General features: G+C 40.5%; 8 protein-coding genes. 5 read left to right on the plus strand and 3 right to left on the minus strand.

Annotation, left to right across the window (positions count from 1 at the left end; genetic code table 11):
- Window position 1: 1 nt before the first annotated feature.
- Together BTR25_RS10950 and BTR25_RS10955 are read left to right on the plus strand one after the other, a co-directional pair.
- On the plus strand, window positions 2–1,132 hold the full coding sequence (locus tag BTR25_RS10950; protein ID WP_075688117.1) for a glycosyltransferase family 4 protein: 1,131 nt from the start codon (window positions 2–4) through the stop codon (window positions 1,130–1,132).
- A 15-nt stretch (window positions 1,133–1,147) separates the two neighbouring features.
- Window positions 1,148–2,263 (plus strand): glycosyltransferase family 4 protein, encoded by a 1,116-nt coding sequence (locus tag BTR25_RS10955; RefSeq protein WP_175596756.1) that lies wholly within the window; start codon window positions 1,148–1,150, stop codon window positions 2,261–2,263.
- Between the two features lie 25 nt (window positions 2,264–2,288).
- On the opposite strand, the gene BTR25_RS10960 is transcribed toward BTR25_RS10955, so the two are convergent.
- Complete coding sequence (locus BTR25_RS10960; protein WP_075688119.1) at window positions 2,289–2,846, minus strand: hypothetical protein; 558 nt, start codon at window positions 2,844–2,846, stop codon at window positions 2,289–2,291.
- 255 nt (window positions 2,847–3,101) lie between these two features.
- On the opposite strand from BTR25_RS10960, the gene BTR25_RS10965 reads away from it, so the two are divergent.
- From BTR25_RS10965 to BTR25_RS10975, 3 genes are read left to right on the plus strand one after another with little or no spacing between them, the layout of a single operon-like run.
- Entirely contained in the window at window positions 3,102–4,340 is a 1,239-nt protein-coding gene (locus BTR25_RS10965; RefSeq protein ID WP_083652330.1) for an oligosaccharide flippase family protein, read from the plus strand.
- Between the two features lie 26 nt (window positions 4,341–4,366).
- Window positions 4,367–5,452, plus strand: a complete 1,086-nt coding sequence (locus BTR25_RS10970; RefSeq protein ID WP_083652331.1) for a glycosyltransferase family 1 protein — start codon at window positions 4,367–4,369, stop codon at window positions 5,450–5,452.
- A gap of 1 nt (window position 5,453) precedes the next feature.
- Window positions 5,454–6,680 carry an O-antigen ligase family protein gene (locus BTR25_RS10975; protein ID WP_075688120.1) on the plus strand — a complete coding sequence of 409 codons (1,227 nt, stop codon included), beginning with the start codon at window positions 5,454–5,456 and terminating at the stop codon, window positions 6,678–6,680.
- A 19-nt stretch (window positions 6,681–6,699) separates the two neighbouring features.
- Here BTR25_RS10975 and BTR25_RS10980 read toward each other — a convergent pair whose 3' ends face one another.
- Together BTR25_RS10980 and BTR25_RS28115 are read right to left on the minus strand one after the other, a co-directional pair.
- Window positions 6,700–11,436: an endonuclease gene (locus BTR25_RS10980; RefSeq protein ID WP_075688121.1), complete on the minus strand. Its 4,737-nt coding sequence runs from the start codon at window positions 11,434–11,436 to the stop codon at window positions 6,700–6,702.
- Window positions 11,437–11,529: 93 nt separating this feature from the next.
- A complete protein-coding gene (locus tag BTR25_RS28115; protein WP_254842678.1) occupies window positions 11,530–16,506 on the minus strand; it encodes a 5'-nucleotidase C-terminal domain-containing protein in 4,977 nt (1,658 codons plus the stop codon).
- Between the last annotated feature and the right edge of the window lie 285 nt (window positions 16,507–16,791).

Below are 16,791 nucleotides of genomic sequence, written 5' to 3' on the forward strand. Positions count from 1 at the left end.
TATGAAAAAGATTCTTTTTTACGAAAGTCGCCCAGAATGGGGGGGAGCTCAGAAATGTGAGCTTGAACTCCTGCTCGCTCTTGAGGAAGAGGCGTTGGAAACCTACTTTGTTACCTCGACAAATGGACCAATGAACAACCGTGTTAAAGCGGCAGGCAAACGTCTAACCGTGATTCCCATCAACGACAACGTTAACCAAATTCGAAAAGAACAGGTAAAATCAGGAATCTTCTTTTTACTATCTCAATTCGTGCATATCCTTCCACATCTTTACAAGGTTTTTCTGTTTATGATGCGAAATCGGATTGATTTCGTTTATACGAGCCAGTTCCGCTCACAGTTAATCATTGGCTGGCTGGCTAAATTGCTCGGTCGAAAAGTAATCTGGCATATCCATGGAGAAGAAAAGCTCAACAACCTTTTAGGGGGGATTGGGATTTTCTTCGCTGACAAAATCATCGTCGTTTCCCATGCAATTGCAGATAAGTACCGAAAACTATATCCGAAACAGCAGGCAAAATTCGTAGTCGTCCACAATGGCTTAGACATACCGGCTCCTGTTGAAACAAAGAAAAAACCGCCTTTTACCATCTGCATGATCGGAACATTAGTAGCAGGGAAAAGGCAGGACCTTGCGATAAAAGCATGTGCTAAGCTTAATCGAATGGGATATCAGGTACAGTTGAAAATTCTGGGTGAAAAGCCTCCATGGCACTCTGATGATTATAAGAATTCCTTGCTCGATCTAACTCACCGGCTGGACTGCTTTCAATCGGTCTTGTTTCTAGGCTGGGTTGAAAAGCCTTGGCCTCACTTACATCAATCTGATGTATTTATTTTACCTTCAGACACGGAAGGACTGCCGCTGTCCATTATTGAGGCAATGGCCCTTGGATTGCCGGTTATTTCAACAAAGGTTGGTGGAGTGCCGGAGTTAATTGAAGAAGCTAAAACAGGTTTTATGATTCATCCAGGGAAGGTTGATGAACTGGTAGATAAATTAAAGCTTCTGTATGATCAGCCATACTTACGTAAGCAAATAGGACAGCAGGCTCAAAAAAGGTACGAGCACCATTTTACGAAAGAATCTTTTGTTAAAGGAGTGGCAGGTGTAATCAACACCATTCAATAAATGAAAATTCTCTATGTGATTACAGGCGCCGATATCGGCGGAGCTCAAAACCACCTCCTTTATCTTTCAGAATGGTTTCATAAGCAAGGACATGATGTTCATGTCGTCTTAGGGGAAGAAGGTCCTCTTCAAGAAGCTTTAGCTCATAACCAGATTAACACTACCGTCATACCAATACCTAGAACCATTCATTTAAGGAAAGACCTTCAAGCATTAATGAAGCTGTTCCTTTTCATGAAAAAAGGAAACTATGACATCGTTCATTCTCATAGTTCAAAGGCCGGTATACTTGCTAGGTTTGCCGGCTTTTTAAATCGAATGAACAAAAACATCTATACCGCTCATGGCTTTGTTTTCACGGACCCGACTCTATCGAAAAAGAAAAGCATGTTTTACCTGTCACTTGAGAAAGCCTTCAGTCTGATTTCGACCGATATTATTACGGTATCTGCCTTTGACTATCAGCATGGATCAGACAAAGGCATCAATGAGGAGAAAATGACAGTGATTCATAATGGAATACCGAAGAATTCCATCCTTTCAATGGCTGATTGGAAAACAAAGCAAAGGCATCTCCGTGAGCAGGATAAAAGAATAATTGGGTTTGTAGGACGATTTTCCTCAGAAAAGAATTTAGATATGCTTTTACGTGTCGCTGAGCGTTTTAAGAAAGAATCCCACGAGAAATTAGAATTTTGGCTACTTGGTGATGGGCCTTTGTTTACACATTACCAAACGGAAATTAAGAAACGCAGCCTCGAGAGTTTGGTTCATTTAAAAGGCAGTCAGGGCAATGTAGCCGAGTGGCTGGACCGGATGCATGCGATGATCATTACTTCTCATAAAGAGGGTCTTCCCTACGTTTTACTCGAAGCCTGTGGGCGGGGACTTCCTGTGGTTAGTACAGATGTCGGAGGTGTAAAGGAAGTCGTTGACCCACTTGGGACAGAAAACCTCCTTGTCAGTATCAATGATGATTTAGATATGTATAATCGCCTTGTAGCCATCATCTCCGACGACAAAGAGCGTGAGCAGATCGGCCTTTATTTCTTAAGCCTTGCTGGGAGCTTTACGGTTGAGCAAATGGGGAGTAAAACAAATGAAATCTATACAAAAAAAAGAAAACGATAGTGCACTATCGTTTTCTTTTTTATCTTTATTTGGCAGTTACCATTTCATATATTTGCATATCTTTAATCCAGATTTCGCTTACTTGCCCGCGCATGTCCATTCCACGGACAACATAGAACGGTCCTGCATCAGGATATAATTCATGCGAACGTTTCGCAATATTGGAGATCTGAACGATTTTTGTATTGGCTAGAACAAGATCATTAACGGCCTTTGCTTCATCCTCAAGCTCTTCTTTGCTCTTTGGTTCTTCAGCTTTTGAACCTGTATTTGAACCTGTCTGATCGTCTGTTTTAGCGTTAGATTCGGTGTTGGAACTTGAATCAGTCTTTGACGAATTTGACTCAGACTCGGAGTCAGCCTTTGACTCAGCATTTTCAGCAGTCGCTGTCTCACTTTCTTCTACTTCAGTCCCTGTTTCTTTGTTAGCCTCAGAGCCCTCATTCTGATCAGTGGTTGTTACTGTTGTCTTTTCTTCTTTACTACTGGCAGCTTTGTCTTTCTGAAAAAAGCCGCTTAAACCAACTAATGCCAATGCCAGTGAAAAAACAAGAACAAGGATCACTTTACTATTCAGCTTCACCAAATTTCCCCCTACTAAATATAACCAGTAAAAGAACAACTCTTCCCGATTATAAACTTTTTAACTATCATTATTATAACCTTCTAACCTACTGATATCAACGAAGATTGTCGAATTGAGCTGTTTTTACAGTTTCGAATCTGGGCACAGCCAAGCAAAAAGGGCATAATTGCTTTTCTACAAACACTTTATAAACTTGGTCTAATAACATATAATTAGAAAGTAAATGGGAAAATGGTAGTGGGGGTTTGTTGATTGGCAAGATTGTCTTTACGGCGAAATATGTCGTATATGTTAGCAGGAAATGTAATGTATGCCTTGTCACAGTGGGGGATCATCATGGTGCTCGCTAAGTTAGGTTCTCCTGCAATGGTCGGAGGCTTTACACTAGGTCTAGCCGTTACCGCACCCATCATCCTAATATTTGACCTTCAGTTACGGTCTGTTTTAGCAACAGACACAAAGAATGAATACTCGTTTCAACACTATTTAACTTTGAAAGGCATCATGAGTTTAATAGCCGTATGCTTTCTAGGAATAGTTATTCTAATTGGCGGGTACCATGGACCAACCGCTCTTGTCATTTTCCTCATAGGAATTGCCAAAGTAATAGAATCGATCATCGAGCTGCATTATGGTTTGTTTCAAAAACATGAACGAATGGACATGATTGCAAAATCGCTCATAATAAGAGGTAGTCTCTCTTTAGTCATCCTAGCAGCTCTATTGGCAGTGACGAACAGTCTTTTACTGGCCGTAATAGGCTATACTTTAACCTGGATCGTGTTATTAATCTTCCTCGAACTAAAAAAAGCAAAGCAATTCATTGAGACTCGTAAAGTTGCTAGCATCGATTATACTATAGTAAAAAAACTGTTTCTAACTAGCTTTCCACTTGGGATTGTCATGATGATGATCTCTTTATATACGAATATTCCCCGCTACGCTATTGAACAGATCAGCGGAACAGAAGCACTTGGATTTTTTTCTGCAATCTTTTATATCATAACGGCAGGTAATCTTGTGATTAATGCAATCGGGCAAAGCATCAGTCCGCGATTGGCCTCTCATTATAGCAAACAGGAATACCCAATGTTTACTAAGCTATTATCAAAATTTGTTTTAGCAGGCTTCGCTTATGGACTTGTGGGGATTTTGCTGACACTCTTAATTGGTAAACAGGTTCTCGGCGTCATTTATACTCAGGAATATATGCAATACCACTCGCTTTTTGTTTTACTAATGATTGCAGGGACGTTCATGTATGCAGGCTCATTTTTGGGGTTTGCCCTGACAGCTATGCGTAAGTTTTCAATTCAACCCTATTTATCTGCTATTTGGGTCCTGGCAACGATTGTTCTCAGTATTATGATCATCCCTGCCTACGGATTAACCGGTGCAGCCATCGTTACCATTATTACTACTGCCATTCAACAGCTTACACTTTTCTTTGCAGTGATAGGGTACCTTTCCAAGGAAAAGAAAACTTTTTAAGACCTCGAACTAACGGAGTGATACGAATGACTAATCGGGTTCTTCATGTTTTTAGAGCCATGAATGTCGGCGGTGCTGAAACGATGATTATGAATGTGTACAGAGCCATGGACCGACAGACAATTCAATTCGACTTTTTGGTCGACAAAGGAGAGTCAGGCTTTTACGATCAAGAGATACTAGATTTAGGTGGGAGAATCTTTCAGCTTCCCTCCCCAAGAATGAGTAAGATCCTTTCCTACCGAAAGGAACTACTTATGCTTCTAAAAAACAATCAGTTTTCGGCAATCCATAGTCATCCACACTCTTTTAGCGGGATCATTTTGGAGGCAGCAGAGAAGGCGAAGATTCCTGTCCGGATTGCCCACAGTCATACGACTTCGGATGGAAGAAAGGCCACTCTCGTTCGTCAATTCTATCAATCCTTCATGAAGAGATTGATTCACAAAAACGCCACCCATTTGTTTAGCTGTTCATTAGCCGCAGGAGAATCCCTGTTTGGTAGAGACGCAGAAACGATTGTGCTAGCAAACAGCATTAATCTGCGAGACTATGAGAGGATTTCAGTGCATCCTAAATCCGATACCATGGTGATAGGCCATGTTGGGCGCTTTGACAGCGTTAAGAACCATCCATTTTTCCTTGAAGTCTTCTCTCACCTTCGGAAAAAATATCCACAGGCCTCAGCTGTACTCGTTGGTGATGGTCCAGAGAAAACCAATATACAGGCATGGCTAGCTAACAATAACCTCCAAGATTCAGTAAAACTGCTTGGAATACGTTCTGATGTCCCTACGATCATAAGCCAGTTTGACCTTTTTCTTTTCCCCTCCATCTATGAGGGTCTAGGGAATGTCGTAATTGAAGCACAAGCAGCAGGTGTACCGTGCCTAGTTTCGGATGCCGTTCCTAAGGAGATCAATTTAGCTATGAATCTAGTTAACTTTAAAAGCCTACAAGACAGTGCAGAGTCTTGGGCAGAGGAAGCCGAGAAAATCATCAATAAAAACCCAAGGCCTAGCTGGGATGAGCGGAAGTTGAAGCTTAAAAGGTTCGGTTATGACGTCGCCGATAACGTAAAGTATTTAGAAAATGTTTATCGTGGCTATTAATATGAAGAAAATTACCTTACTACTCTTTACGATGATTTTTCTATCTGCATCAATCGTCCTGATGGGAAGTCAGTATCGTCCGCTAACACCCGAACTGATTATGACTAGATATATGTTGATTTCCATTGGTTTTTCGATTCTAATCTTTATTTATTTTATAAATGGAGGAATCAAAAAGGTCCGATTTTCTTCCTTCCTAGCCTTCTATATCTTTATTCTCTGGAGTTTATTTAGCCTATCGGTACTAGTCTCAGAAACCTTAAATAATGAATTTCCCATCCAGGGACTGTTCTTTTTATTAATTGTTCCGTTTATCTATTTTATCGTCATGCCCTTTGTTACAAAAAAAGGCGGATTTGTCATTCACTATGCACTATTTGCCTCAAACTTCCTTTATATTTTGCTATCGTACGTTCTAAGACCTGTTGACTCCCTTCCATATATGGGAATTACGGCTAATCCAAATGGGTTTGGACAAATCGCAGCAATCGCTTGTATCTCTGGATTTATTATTCTGATTACCATTCCCAAGCAAAAAAGATGGACAAAGCTTCTCCTCATTGCAGCACTCTTACTTTCGCTTGGAAGTGTCATTCTATCCTCTAGCCGAACATCCTTTGTCGTAGTAGCATTTATTATTTTCATTATCACTGTTTATTTCCTAGTAGCACGCGGGAACTTTAAGCCCTTGCTCTCTCTGGTTACCTTAGGCGTTATTGCCTGGCTCTCTCCCCTCAGGGAGGTATTTCTCGCTGGATTGGTAGACAAATTCGCTGAGTATTATCAGAACGGCAATATTCTAAACGGAAGAACAGGTACTTGGGGAATTGTCATGAGGGATGCCCGTTTATTTGGGAACGGCGAGGACTATTTTGATCATTTTTTTGAAGGTGCCCATAACAGCATTATCAATATACTAGGTGTTTATGGAATCATTCCTGCACTATTGTTAACAACTTTTCTAGTGGCGTTAATGGTGCAAGCATTTCTATTTGCTTTTCGAAACAAGAAGGATACCTTAGCGGTTTTCCCCTTTGTCATCATTGTAACTTTTACACTCTTTAGTATGACAGAAGCGATGTTTGGGCTCATCGGAAATGGAATTACCGTAGCCTTTTACCTTGTAACTGGTTATATCCTCTTTTATGGATGTAGGGCAGAACCAAAAGCAAAAGTCAAAGCACCTGTGGTCCTACAACCGCATATAAAAAATACGACCTTGAACTAGGTCGTATTTTTTGTATGATTTAGCTAGCAGGCCAAATTAGGTCTGCCCATTCTGGATGATCGATAAATGGATTACGATTGCCTTGGATGCTCTGAATCACATTGTTTCGATTCATTTCAAATGCATCAACAGGATCTAGCTTACTCCATTGAAGAAGAACAGATAATTTACCATGAAAAGGCGTTGGATATGTGTTAACTTTATCTGCTAATTCGAGGTCAAGTTCTCCATTACCTTCGTAACGAACAGCCATGTACATAAGCATTCTTGCAACATCACCTTTTACACGGGTAGGCGGTTCCCAAGAATCGCTGTCATATCTGCATTCTGTACATTCGCTATGAAAATTACCGCCATTATCAAAGTCCAAATGTCCGCGAGAGCTATTAACAGAAGCATCTGTTGGTCTTAAATGGTGGATATCTGTCCCCGGACCTACGACTGTCCCGAAATTACCATGAGACTTTGCCCAAACATGCTCACGATTCCAATCGTTCGCACCGCCGCCAAAAGTTGATTTTGCTTGAGAACGGCCTGTATATAATAGAATGACGTTATTTGGGTTATTTGGGTCTTCATCCGTTTGTTTTAATGCGTCAGTTACTTGAGAGTAGGTTAACCTCGTTTGCACCTTAATAATATTGTGCAAAGAAGCCTTTAAATCAGCTCCTGTTTTGCCAGCTGCTGCTTGGTAGTAAGCTTCTACATCAGACGCTGGTGCGGCAGTAACCGTTAAAACAAATGAGGCACTTACGGTTTTCTTGCCGTCAGTAGCTGTAACAGTAACCGTTGTAGTGCCTTCAGCTGTTGTTGGAATCGTCAACGTTGTACCCTGAAAATTTCCAACTGTTGCTGTGTAGGTTAAAACATCCCCATCTGGGTCAGAAAAATGGTTGTTTAAATTAAGGGATACAGGTGTGCCTACAGATACTAAAACATTTTCTAAAGCCTTTGACACTACTGGTGCCTGATTTACTGGTGTTGGAACAAAGGGAGCGGGTAAAACCTCTCCTCCAACATTCGTAAATTTGATTTTAGATGTATCCACGCCATCTTTAATCGTCCATTTCTGAACGTTTTCAATGCCTCTAATTTGGCTGATATTTGCATTTTCAATGATTACTTCTTTAACCTCTACACCGGTTAGATCAATGATCGTACCTGGTGAAGTCGGGCTAAGAATAATGGTTGCGTTCTTTAAGCCTTCGCCAGTAAGCTTCGCATAAGAACTTTTTACCAAAATTCCTTCTGTAAACACAGACATAGCACTCACCGTAAGATCAGCAGCTGCATTATTGATAGTAAGCTTCTTCGTTTTAAAATTATTTAAGTTGTACACCTTCGTATCAGCTGGCGGAGTAACTGGTGGTAACACCTCTACAGTTGATTTTAAAGATGTTTGAATGATGACTGGATCATGGTCACTTGCACGGCCATGTACTTCCATAAAGCCAGAGTTAATATTTAAGATATCGACTGATGTGTTAGCCGCCATGTTGTTCGTAACTAAAACATGGTCTAACACCTGCGCATTGCCTTGGTAAGAGTAATTATAACGCTCAGCAGCAGGAACACGGTCGATCATATTAACCATTTCATTACCTTTAGCAATTGTTAAAGTTTGAGTAAACTCAAAATCATTAAAGTCGCCTAGTAAAACCACATTAGCGTCTGCATCTTTTGATTTTATATCTTTAACAAAGTTATTTACAATCCCAGCAATCTTATGTCGCTGAATTTCACTACTTAAAACCGGCGGCTGGTTTTGTCCCATCAACGGATGGTCTCCGCCTTTTGAATTGAAGTGGTTTGCCACTACAATAACCGTTTCACCTTGGAAATCAAATTGTGCTGCAAGCGGCTTACGGCTTGAATTAAACGCAGAGTTTGTTGGGTCAATACGCCCTGGGTTTACTGTTAACTTGCCATTTTCAAAGCCAACCGATTCTGTAGCTGTACCTTTTGGTGCTCCTGTTGTTAACGACACACGGTCTTTATTGTAAAGGAAAGCAACACGGATATTTGCTCCAGGTGCACCGCCATCTCTGTTATTAACAGGAGCGATTTCTGTGTAGGCATAAGTAGGGCCGCCAAGAGCGATTACTTTATCAATAATCTTTTGTGCACTTTGTGCACCCTCAACGACACCGTTATCTGTTTCTCCGTTGTTATCCTGTACTTCGTTTAATCCGATGATATCTGGATTCTTCATCTTCGTTACAATTGCATCAGCAATTTTTGTAACTTTTGCATCCGGTGTAACAGTTGAGAAGTTTTCAACATTATACGTTGCAATCGTTAACTTGTCTGCAGCAGGAACAATACTTGTTGGTTCACGAAGAATCGGCGTTTCCGTTAATGGTGGAAGAGTCGATTGTTGCGCCATAAGCTTAAAGTTGCTGTACCCGTAGTTGATAACACCTGTGATGGAACCAGTGTAGTAGTCACCCATTTTTGCACGGTAGTCTTTATTGGCTGTACCGCCATTTCGAACATCGACACCGATACGATCTGGGTTATAGTCATTTTCTGAAATACGTAAGCCGCCTGGAGTTACATTTGTTTCATAATCTCCTGGAACAACCCAGACTAGTGCGTCTTTTTGAAGGGCAATAACCTTTGGATTGTCAACTTTTACATACATTCCTTCAATGCTTTCCCAGAAGTCAATTGCATCTTCCTCTGGATCAAATGTACCAAACTGGTCGTTATCGATGACTTCTGAAGGTGCAATCCGGTCAACACCAAGTGTGATAGGTGCTGGTAGCGGTGCTTTACCGTTCTTTGAAATCGTTGATGCTTCTATTTGCGTAATCGTTAAATCAGTAGATGTTTTCTCAGCATAGCCCTCGCCATAGTATTCAGTTACTTTACCTGAGACTTTAACGAGGTCACCCACTGCTACACCATGGCTTGATTTAAAAACTAAAATACCATCAGAGGTACGATCATCATCGTCACCCTCTAGATCTTGGATGAAGAAACGGCTTGTACCATCAACATAGGTTACAACGCCTTCAACATCGGCTACGTTCTGACCGCTTAGGATTGATGTATGTGTTGCACCTTGAATATCGTAGATACGAATAGCTCCGTCCTGGATGATATAGGAGAAGGCTGCAACTGGACTATTTTTCATTTCTGCTTTAACCGCCAACGCTTTAACCGTAACAGCATTGTTAATGACGATTGGCTGTGTATACATTGGACTGGCGGTAGTCGGTTCACTGCCATCAAGCGTGTAGTGAATCGTTGCACCCTCTGTACCAGTTGATAATGTTACTTCAGTGCCTGTTTTCACCATTCCAGCACCTGGAGTTGCGATCACATTTTGAACAATACTTGAATCAAAAATGATGTCTCCAATATTTCGTGGGATTAGCTGGTATACACCGTTAAATGCGCTAAGAACACCAGCTACTTCTTCATAAGTAACTCCAGAAGTTAGCATGGTTGAACTTGGTGGACGGATTTGGAAGCTTGTACCAGCAGCATCAGTTGCTGTATAGTTTCCACCAGAGAATCCACCGACTGAAACATTTCTAACTTTTACGAGCATGCCTTCTTTATTCTCTTGCAGTTGGGCAGCTGTTACCAGTTCGGCAGCAGGAACTGCTTCCGTACCTAAAATGACGATGTTTTCATGATTTGCTTCAATTTCAAGTAAGGTCGAATATTCAACTAATTTACCTGACACCTGAATCTTATGTCCTGGTTGAATGGTTGAACTATCAGTTGGTGTGTAAGCCACGAGGCCTGCGGTTGCATCTTGGAAGTAAATCGCTCTTCCTAATACGGCTGTAACAACACCGCTAGTCTGAACATTTGATTGAAGTGCCATTGCTCTCACTTCAGCAATTGTTTTTTCTTTTAATACTGTGTAAGCAAAAGTGGAGACATCACTGTTGTCTAAGCCTGCTTTTACAGCAATTGCTTTGATTGAAGTGTCTGTTTGAATGACGATTGGAGTTGTATATTCTGTGCCTGCTGTTGTAGGTTCAGTACCATTCGTTGTGTAGTAAATTTTTGCATTCTCTGTTGCAGTTGTTAATGTTACCGCTGTTCCAGCTGCTACAGCACCTGCTGCAGGTGAAGCTGTTACATTAGCAACCTTTGTTTCTACGGGAGTTGATGCACCATCCATGGTGTGGGAGCCAAGGTAAGTAAAGGTATCGATTGGATGTCCATCCCACTCTGTTGCTGGGTCAAAGGCATCAGAAACGTTTGTATCACCTGTTGTAATTGAACTTTTACGAACTAAGGTTTGATCTAATGTTTTAACAGTTGTACCCCATTGTGTCCCTGGATCTGTTCCAACTACACCAATGGAGTCAATGACTTCTGTCCCTTTCTTTAAAACTAGAGCATCGTCCCCATTAAAGTTAGTCACACTGTGAGTTAGGTTTGACTTGGCCAGAAGGGCTGCTCCAGCAGAGCTATTAACAATTACGAACGTTTTTCCATTCTCGAGAATAGAATTGGTCACTGTAGAAAAATCTAATTTATTTGTTGTTGTGCTAGCCCCATTGGTATACAATTCAACAACATAATTTTTTAAATCTACACTTTTGCCTGAACCATTATAAATCTCAATTGCCTTGTTATTACTAGTACCCTCGACATATTCTGAGAAGATTAAATCGTTGGCAGTTGTAGCTGCGATTGCAGTGTTAACAGAAATGCTTGGTAAGACTAAACTAATCACCATTATGAAAGTAAGGAATATGTTTAAAAGCTTTTTCCTGCTTTTCGTCAATTACTCGCACCACCTGTTGGGTTATTTCGATATTCAATCGATAGATGCAAATTCTTCTGACTTACAGCCAGAAGAATTTGCACAGAATATTAATTATTCAAAGATTGTTTCGCCTTCAACGGTTACGTTGTTAAGCTCTACTCCGTTATAACCTTTTAAAATAAGGTCACCTTTTACAATTGCGTGTTCTAACTTAGTAGCACCCGTTACATCTACAATAACGCTTCCTGAATATACTTTAGGGCTGTCAACTGTTCCGCTGAAAGCTTCAGCTGAAACGGTTTGTGGAGCTACGTTTACAATACGTCCTTCAACGCTAGGATTAACGGTTTTGTTAGGCTGTGCTGCAATATAGTCATTGAACATTTCCCAATCAACGAATCCTGGCTCACTTACACGGCCTTCAGCGTAAGCTTTTGCGAACACTGTGTATCCATCTCCACCTTTAGCAGTAAAGATGTTAGTTGCCACAGAATAGTTTTTAGTTAAATCTAGTTCTGTGTAATTTCCATCTTGACCTTTTACTAGCATCGTTTGAACTTTTTGTCCCGCTGGCTTTGTGCTGTCATAGGTAAACTTCATACCAGCAACCTGCAGGAACGCACCGTTTGCTGTAGCAGGAGCTACTGAAACACTGTGCTCAAGAGCTGCTTTGATTTCAGACCCCTTTAAGTTCATGATTGCTAGAGTGTTTCCAAAAGGCAACACAGTTAAGACATTCGCTAATGTAATATTCCCAGAAGGAAGAGTTACACGAATTCCGCCGCCGTTTTGTAGGGCAATCACGGTGTCAGGATTAATTGTTTTTGCTTTTGCAAGCATGCCGTCAGTAATGAAGTTACCAAGGTTGGTTTCACCTGTACGTGCTGCTGGATTTCCACCTACTAATGGAACCGCTGCAGTACCAACAACCATTGCTTTCTTTTCATCGACTGCTGGCTTATATTTTGTATCAAGAATTTGCTTTGCTTCTGCATCTTCTGCGAAAGTAGCAATATCAAGAAGCTTTCCAATTGTCTTCTCAACTAGGACTTTACCTGATGCGTCAAATGTAACATCTAAAGTTCCAAGGAACTTGTTGTATTCATTTGCTTGAACGATCACAGTTGGCTCTTCGCCAGCTGTTACAATTACTGGGGCATCAAGCTTCACATGTGTATGACCACCAACGATTACGTCGATGCCATCTACTGCTTCCGCTAGGGCTAAATCATTATCCCATGCAATTGAATCATCTAAACCGAGATGTGTTAAAGCAACGATTTTGTTAACGCCTTGTGCTTCTAAGGCATCAACCGCTTTTTGAGCTTCTGCAATATAATCTTCGAATACTACACCTGCTCCAGGGCTAGAAATAGTTGGAGTTTCAGCTGTTGTTAATCCGAAGATACCGATTTTCTCGCCATTTACAACTTTAATCATACCGTTGTAAATTTGGCCATCTTCAGCGTTAGCTGAAATTGAATCATTATAACGAGATTGTAAATTTGCATCATTTGCAAAGTTTACATTCGCACTTAGGAATGGGAATTTTGCATCTTTCACAAAATTCGCTAATACACCAGTTCCCATATCAAATTCATGGTTACCGAAAGTCATGGCATCATAGCCTGCAAGATTCATAAACTCTAAATCTGCTAAACCTTGGTACTCATTGAAATACAATGTACCCGTTAATACGTCACCAGCATCTAGTAATAATGCATCTGGCTTTTGTGCACGCACTGATTTGATTGCTGTCATTTTTCTAGCAACTTGATCAAGGTTTGCGTGTGTATCATTTGTATGCATTAAGCTTAGAGCATATGTTGCTTCGCCTTCTGTAATACGTCCTTCTACTTGTGGATTAACTGTTTTGTTAGGCTGAGCCGCAATAAAGTCATTGAACATTTCCCAATCGACGAATCCTGGCTCACTAACGCGGCCTTCTGCGTATGCCTTCGCAAACACTGAGTAGCCGTCTCCACCTTTCGCGGTAAAGATATTTGTTGCAACATTGTAATTTTTAGCAGGGTCTAGTTTCGTGAAAGTTCCATCTTGACCTTTTACAAGGATCGTATGAACCTTCCCACCCACTGGTTTCTTGCTGTCATACGTAAACTTCATTCCAGCAACCTGTAGGAACGCACCATTAGCCGTTGCAGGAGCTACAGATACACTGTGTTCAAGAGCAGCCTTAATTTCTGAACCTTTTAGATCCATAATCGCTAATGTGTTTCCGAAAGGAAGTACAGTTAAAACGTTAGCTAAAGTAATATTACCTGCAGGCAGACTTACACGAATTCCGCCGCCATTTTGTAAGGCAATTACCGTGTTAGGATTGATTGTTTTTGCTTTTGCAAGCATACCGTCAGTAATGAAGTTACCAAGGTTTGTTTCACCTGTACGAGCTGCTGGGTTTCCACCTACTAATGGAACTGCTGCTGTACCCACAACCATAGCTTTCTTTACATCCACTGCTGGCTTGTATTTTGTATCAAGGATTTGCTTTGCAGCTGCATCCTCTGCAAATGTAGTTATATCAAGAAGCTTACCCTTTGTTTCTTCTAGAACAACCTTACCTGCTGCATCAAACGTTACATCTAAAGTTCCTAAGAACTTGTTGTATTCGTTTGCTTGAACGATAACTGTTGGCTCTTCACCAGCTGTTACAATGACTGGAGCATCTAACTTCACATGTGTATGACCGCCAACGATTACGTCGATACCATCTACAGCTTCTGCTAATGCTAAGTCATTATCCCAAGCAAGGGAATCATCTAAACCAAGGTGAGTAAGAGCAATAATTTTGTTTACGCCTTGTGCTTTAAAGGCATCAACAGATTTTTGTGCTTCTGCGATATAATCTTCAAATACTACACCTGCTCCAGGACTTGAGATCGTTGGAGTTTCAGCTGTTGTTAATCCAAAGATACCGATTTTCTCACCATCTACCACTTTGATCATACCGTTATAAATTTGACCGCCTACCGCATTGTCTGTAATAGAGTCATTATAACGAGATTGTAAGTTAGCATCGTTTGAAAAATTTACGTTTGCACTTAAGAAAGGGAAAGATGCATCTTTAACAAAGTTAGCTAATACCCCTGTTCCCATATCAAATTCATGGTTACCAAATGTCATCGCATCATAGCCTGCAAGATTCATAAACTCTAAATCTGCTAAACCTTGATACTCATTGAAATACAATGTACCTGTTAATACATCACCAGCATCTAGTAATAATGCATTTGGCTTTTGGGCACGGACTGACTTAATTGCCGTTGCTTTTCTTGCCACATTATCAAGGTTTGCGTGTGAATCATTGGTGTGCATGATGTTCAATGTGTAGTTTTCTACAGGTTCACCAGCTAAAACGTCAATCGCTAAATCAAACGTTCCATTCACGGTGAATTCTTTGTTTAACTCGTACCAGTGATTTTCTGAACCAAGCCAGATTCCTTCTAAAACATAGCTGCCGTTCGGAACGGTTGTGCTGAATTTACCATTTTCATCAGAAACTAGGTTGTACCATGCTGGACTTTCTGAAGTAGTACGGATACTGAAGACAATATTCGATAATACCTCGCTGCCCTTCTTTAAAACACCTGTTAGGTTATTCGTAATAACGCCTGTTCCATCTGTCAGAACATCAATGTTAAGTACTAAAGAACCGTTTACAGTGAATTCTTTATTAAGCTCATACCATCTTCCTTCTGCACTATTCCAAATACCTTCGATTGTGTAGGTACCATTAGGAAGGAAGAATCCGAAGTTTCCATTTGTATTTGTTGTTGCGTCATACCATTTTAGCTCGCCAGTTGCTGAACGTAGACTGAAAACAGTATTAACAAGTACTTCTGTACCTTTTTTCAGTGTTCCTGTCACATTATCTTTATTAACGGCTGCATCGACATTAAGCTGCAGTTCAGCTGCGCCTTCAAGCTTTCCGTCTTTAACAGTGAAGACTTGATTCAGTTCAAACCATTTCCAAGCTGCCGCGTCCCAAATTCCATCAACTTGGTAGCTACCATCTGCTAGGTTGAACTTAAAGTTACCATTTGCATCTGTTGTCGCATCATACCAAACTCCATCTGTACTATGTACGCTGAATGTCAGATGAGAGAATGCTTTTGTTCCATTTTTAACCGATCCAGTTACATTCCAAAAACCTTCAGCTGGTTTAAGAGCATCAAAGGCTAATTCATGTAAACCATCTACTAAACCATTTTTAATCGTAAAAGTCAGGCCTAATGGATACCAAGTTGGTTCAATCCAAAGCCCTTCAATTTTATAAGTGCCATCTGCTAGATTATGAGTGAACACACCATAAGCATCAGATGTGAAATCATACCATTGACTGGTAGCAGTATTTTTAACGCTAAATGTAAGGTTAGCTAGCGGCTCTTCGCCCATTTTCACTGTACCTTGACCTGGTACTGCATTTGGATCTGGCTGTGGTTCAGAAGCAGCTAATTCACCTTTGAATTCTATTTCACCCATGCGGTTTGTTCCACCAGAACCGATTGGATTACCGCCAATAGATGCTTCAGAGCTTTTTATCCATCTTACATAAACTACATCTTGATCATTTGCCTCACTAGGTAAAGCAACATCAACTAATACTCCACTTGTCCAATTTGTTCCTACTGCAATTGCAGCACCTGAAACATCAACCCAAGAAGTATCATTTAAACTGTATTGAACCTTGAAATCTTTCGGTCCTGTACCAGAACCGTATTGTTTTGAAGAGAGTGTAATATCTTTAAAGCCTTTTGTGGATAATGAAACCTTCCAATACGGAGAAGTAGCTGTCCAGGGACTTGCATTAGGAACCGTGATTCCTGTAGTAGGTCCTGCTACATATGTTGTCGAAATTGTTGGTCCGCCATGTACGGATAATGTTTTATCCAGATTGGTTGATATACCTGAAGTTGTTACTAGTTTATTAGCAGTGTTACTAAAATCCCACTTCGCCAATGTTACTGGCTCTGTCTCAGCATTAGCATTTAACGGTATCATGGACAATAACAACATTGCCGTCAAAACCATGCTAATCCACTTCTTAGATTTGGTTAAAATCTTATACACAGATCGTTTCCCCCCTAATTTAAACTATTAATACCTGAAACTGTGACGTATCAAATCACAAAGAATGAAGAATCAAACAACTGCCAACTCTTCCCTCACTTTCCATTAGGTATATAATACTATTTCTAGTTTATCTTTTAATTAGACTGAATTCTACATATTTTTCATAGAATTCATTTTATTCAATGTTAAATAATCCTCCATGGATTTATTTGGTGAGAAATGTATTAGTTTCATATATTTTAGAGATAAAACGATGAATCGACATCTTTCTGTCATTCATCT

It is taken from the genome of Bacillus sp. MRMR6 (genome assembly GCF_001940785.1).
In the GTDB taxonomy this organism is placed as follows: domain Bacteria; phylum Bacillota; class Bacilli; order Bacillales; family Cytobacillaceae; genus Neobacillus.

Bases quoted from the DNA above. Each gene is read 5' to 3' on its own strand.
- BTR25_RS10950 (WP_075688117.1), top strand. From the start codon at position 2: ATGAAAAAGATTCTTTTTTACGAAAGTCGCCCAGAATGGGGGGGAGCT.
- BTR25_RS10975 (WP_075688120.1), top strand. From the start codon at position 5,454: ATGAAGAAAATTACCTTACTACTCTTTACGATGATTTTTCTATCTGCA.
- BTR25_RS10970 (WP_083652331.1), top strand. From the start codon at position 4,367: ATGACTAATCGGGTTCTTCATGTTTTTAGAGCCATGAATGTCGGCGGT.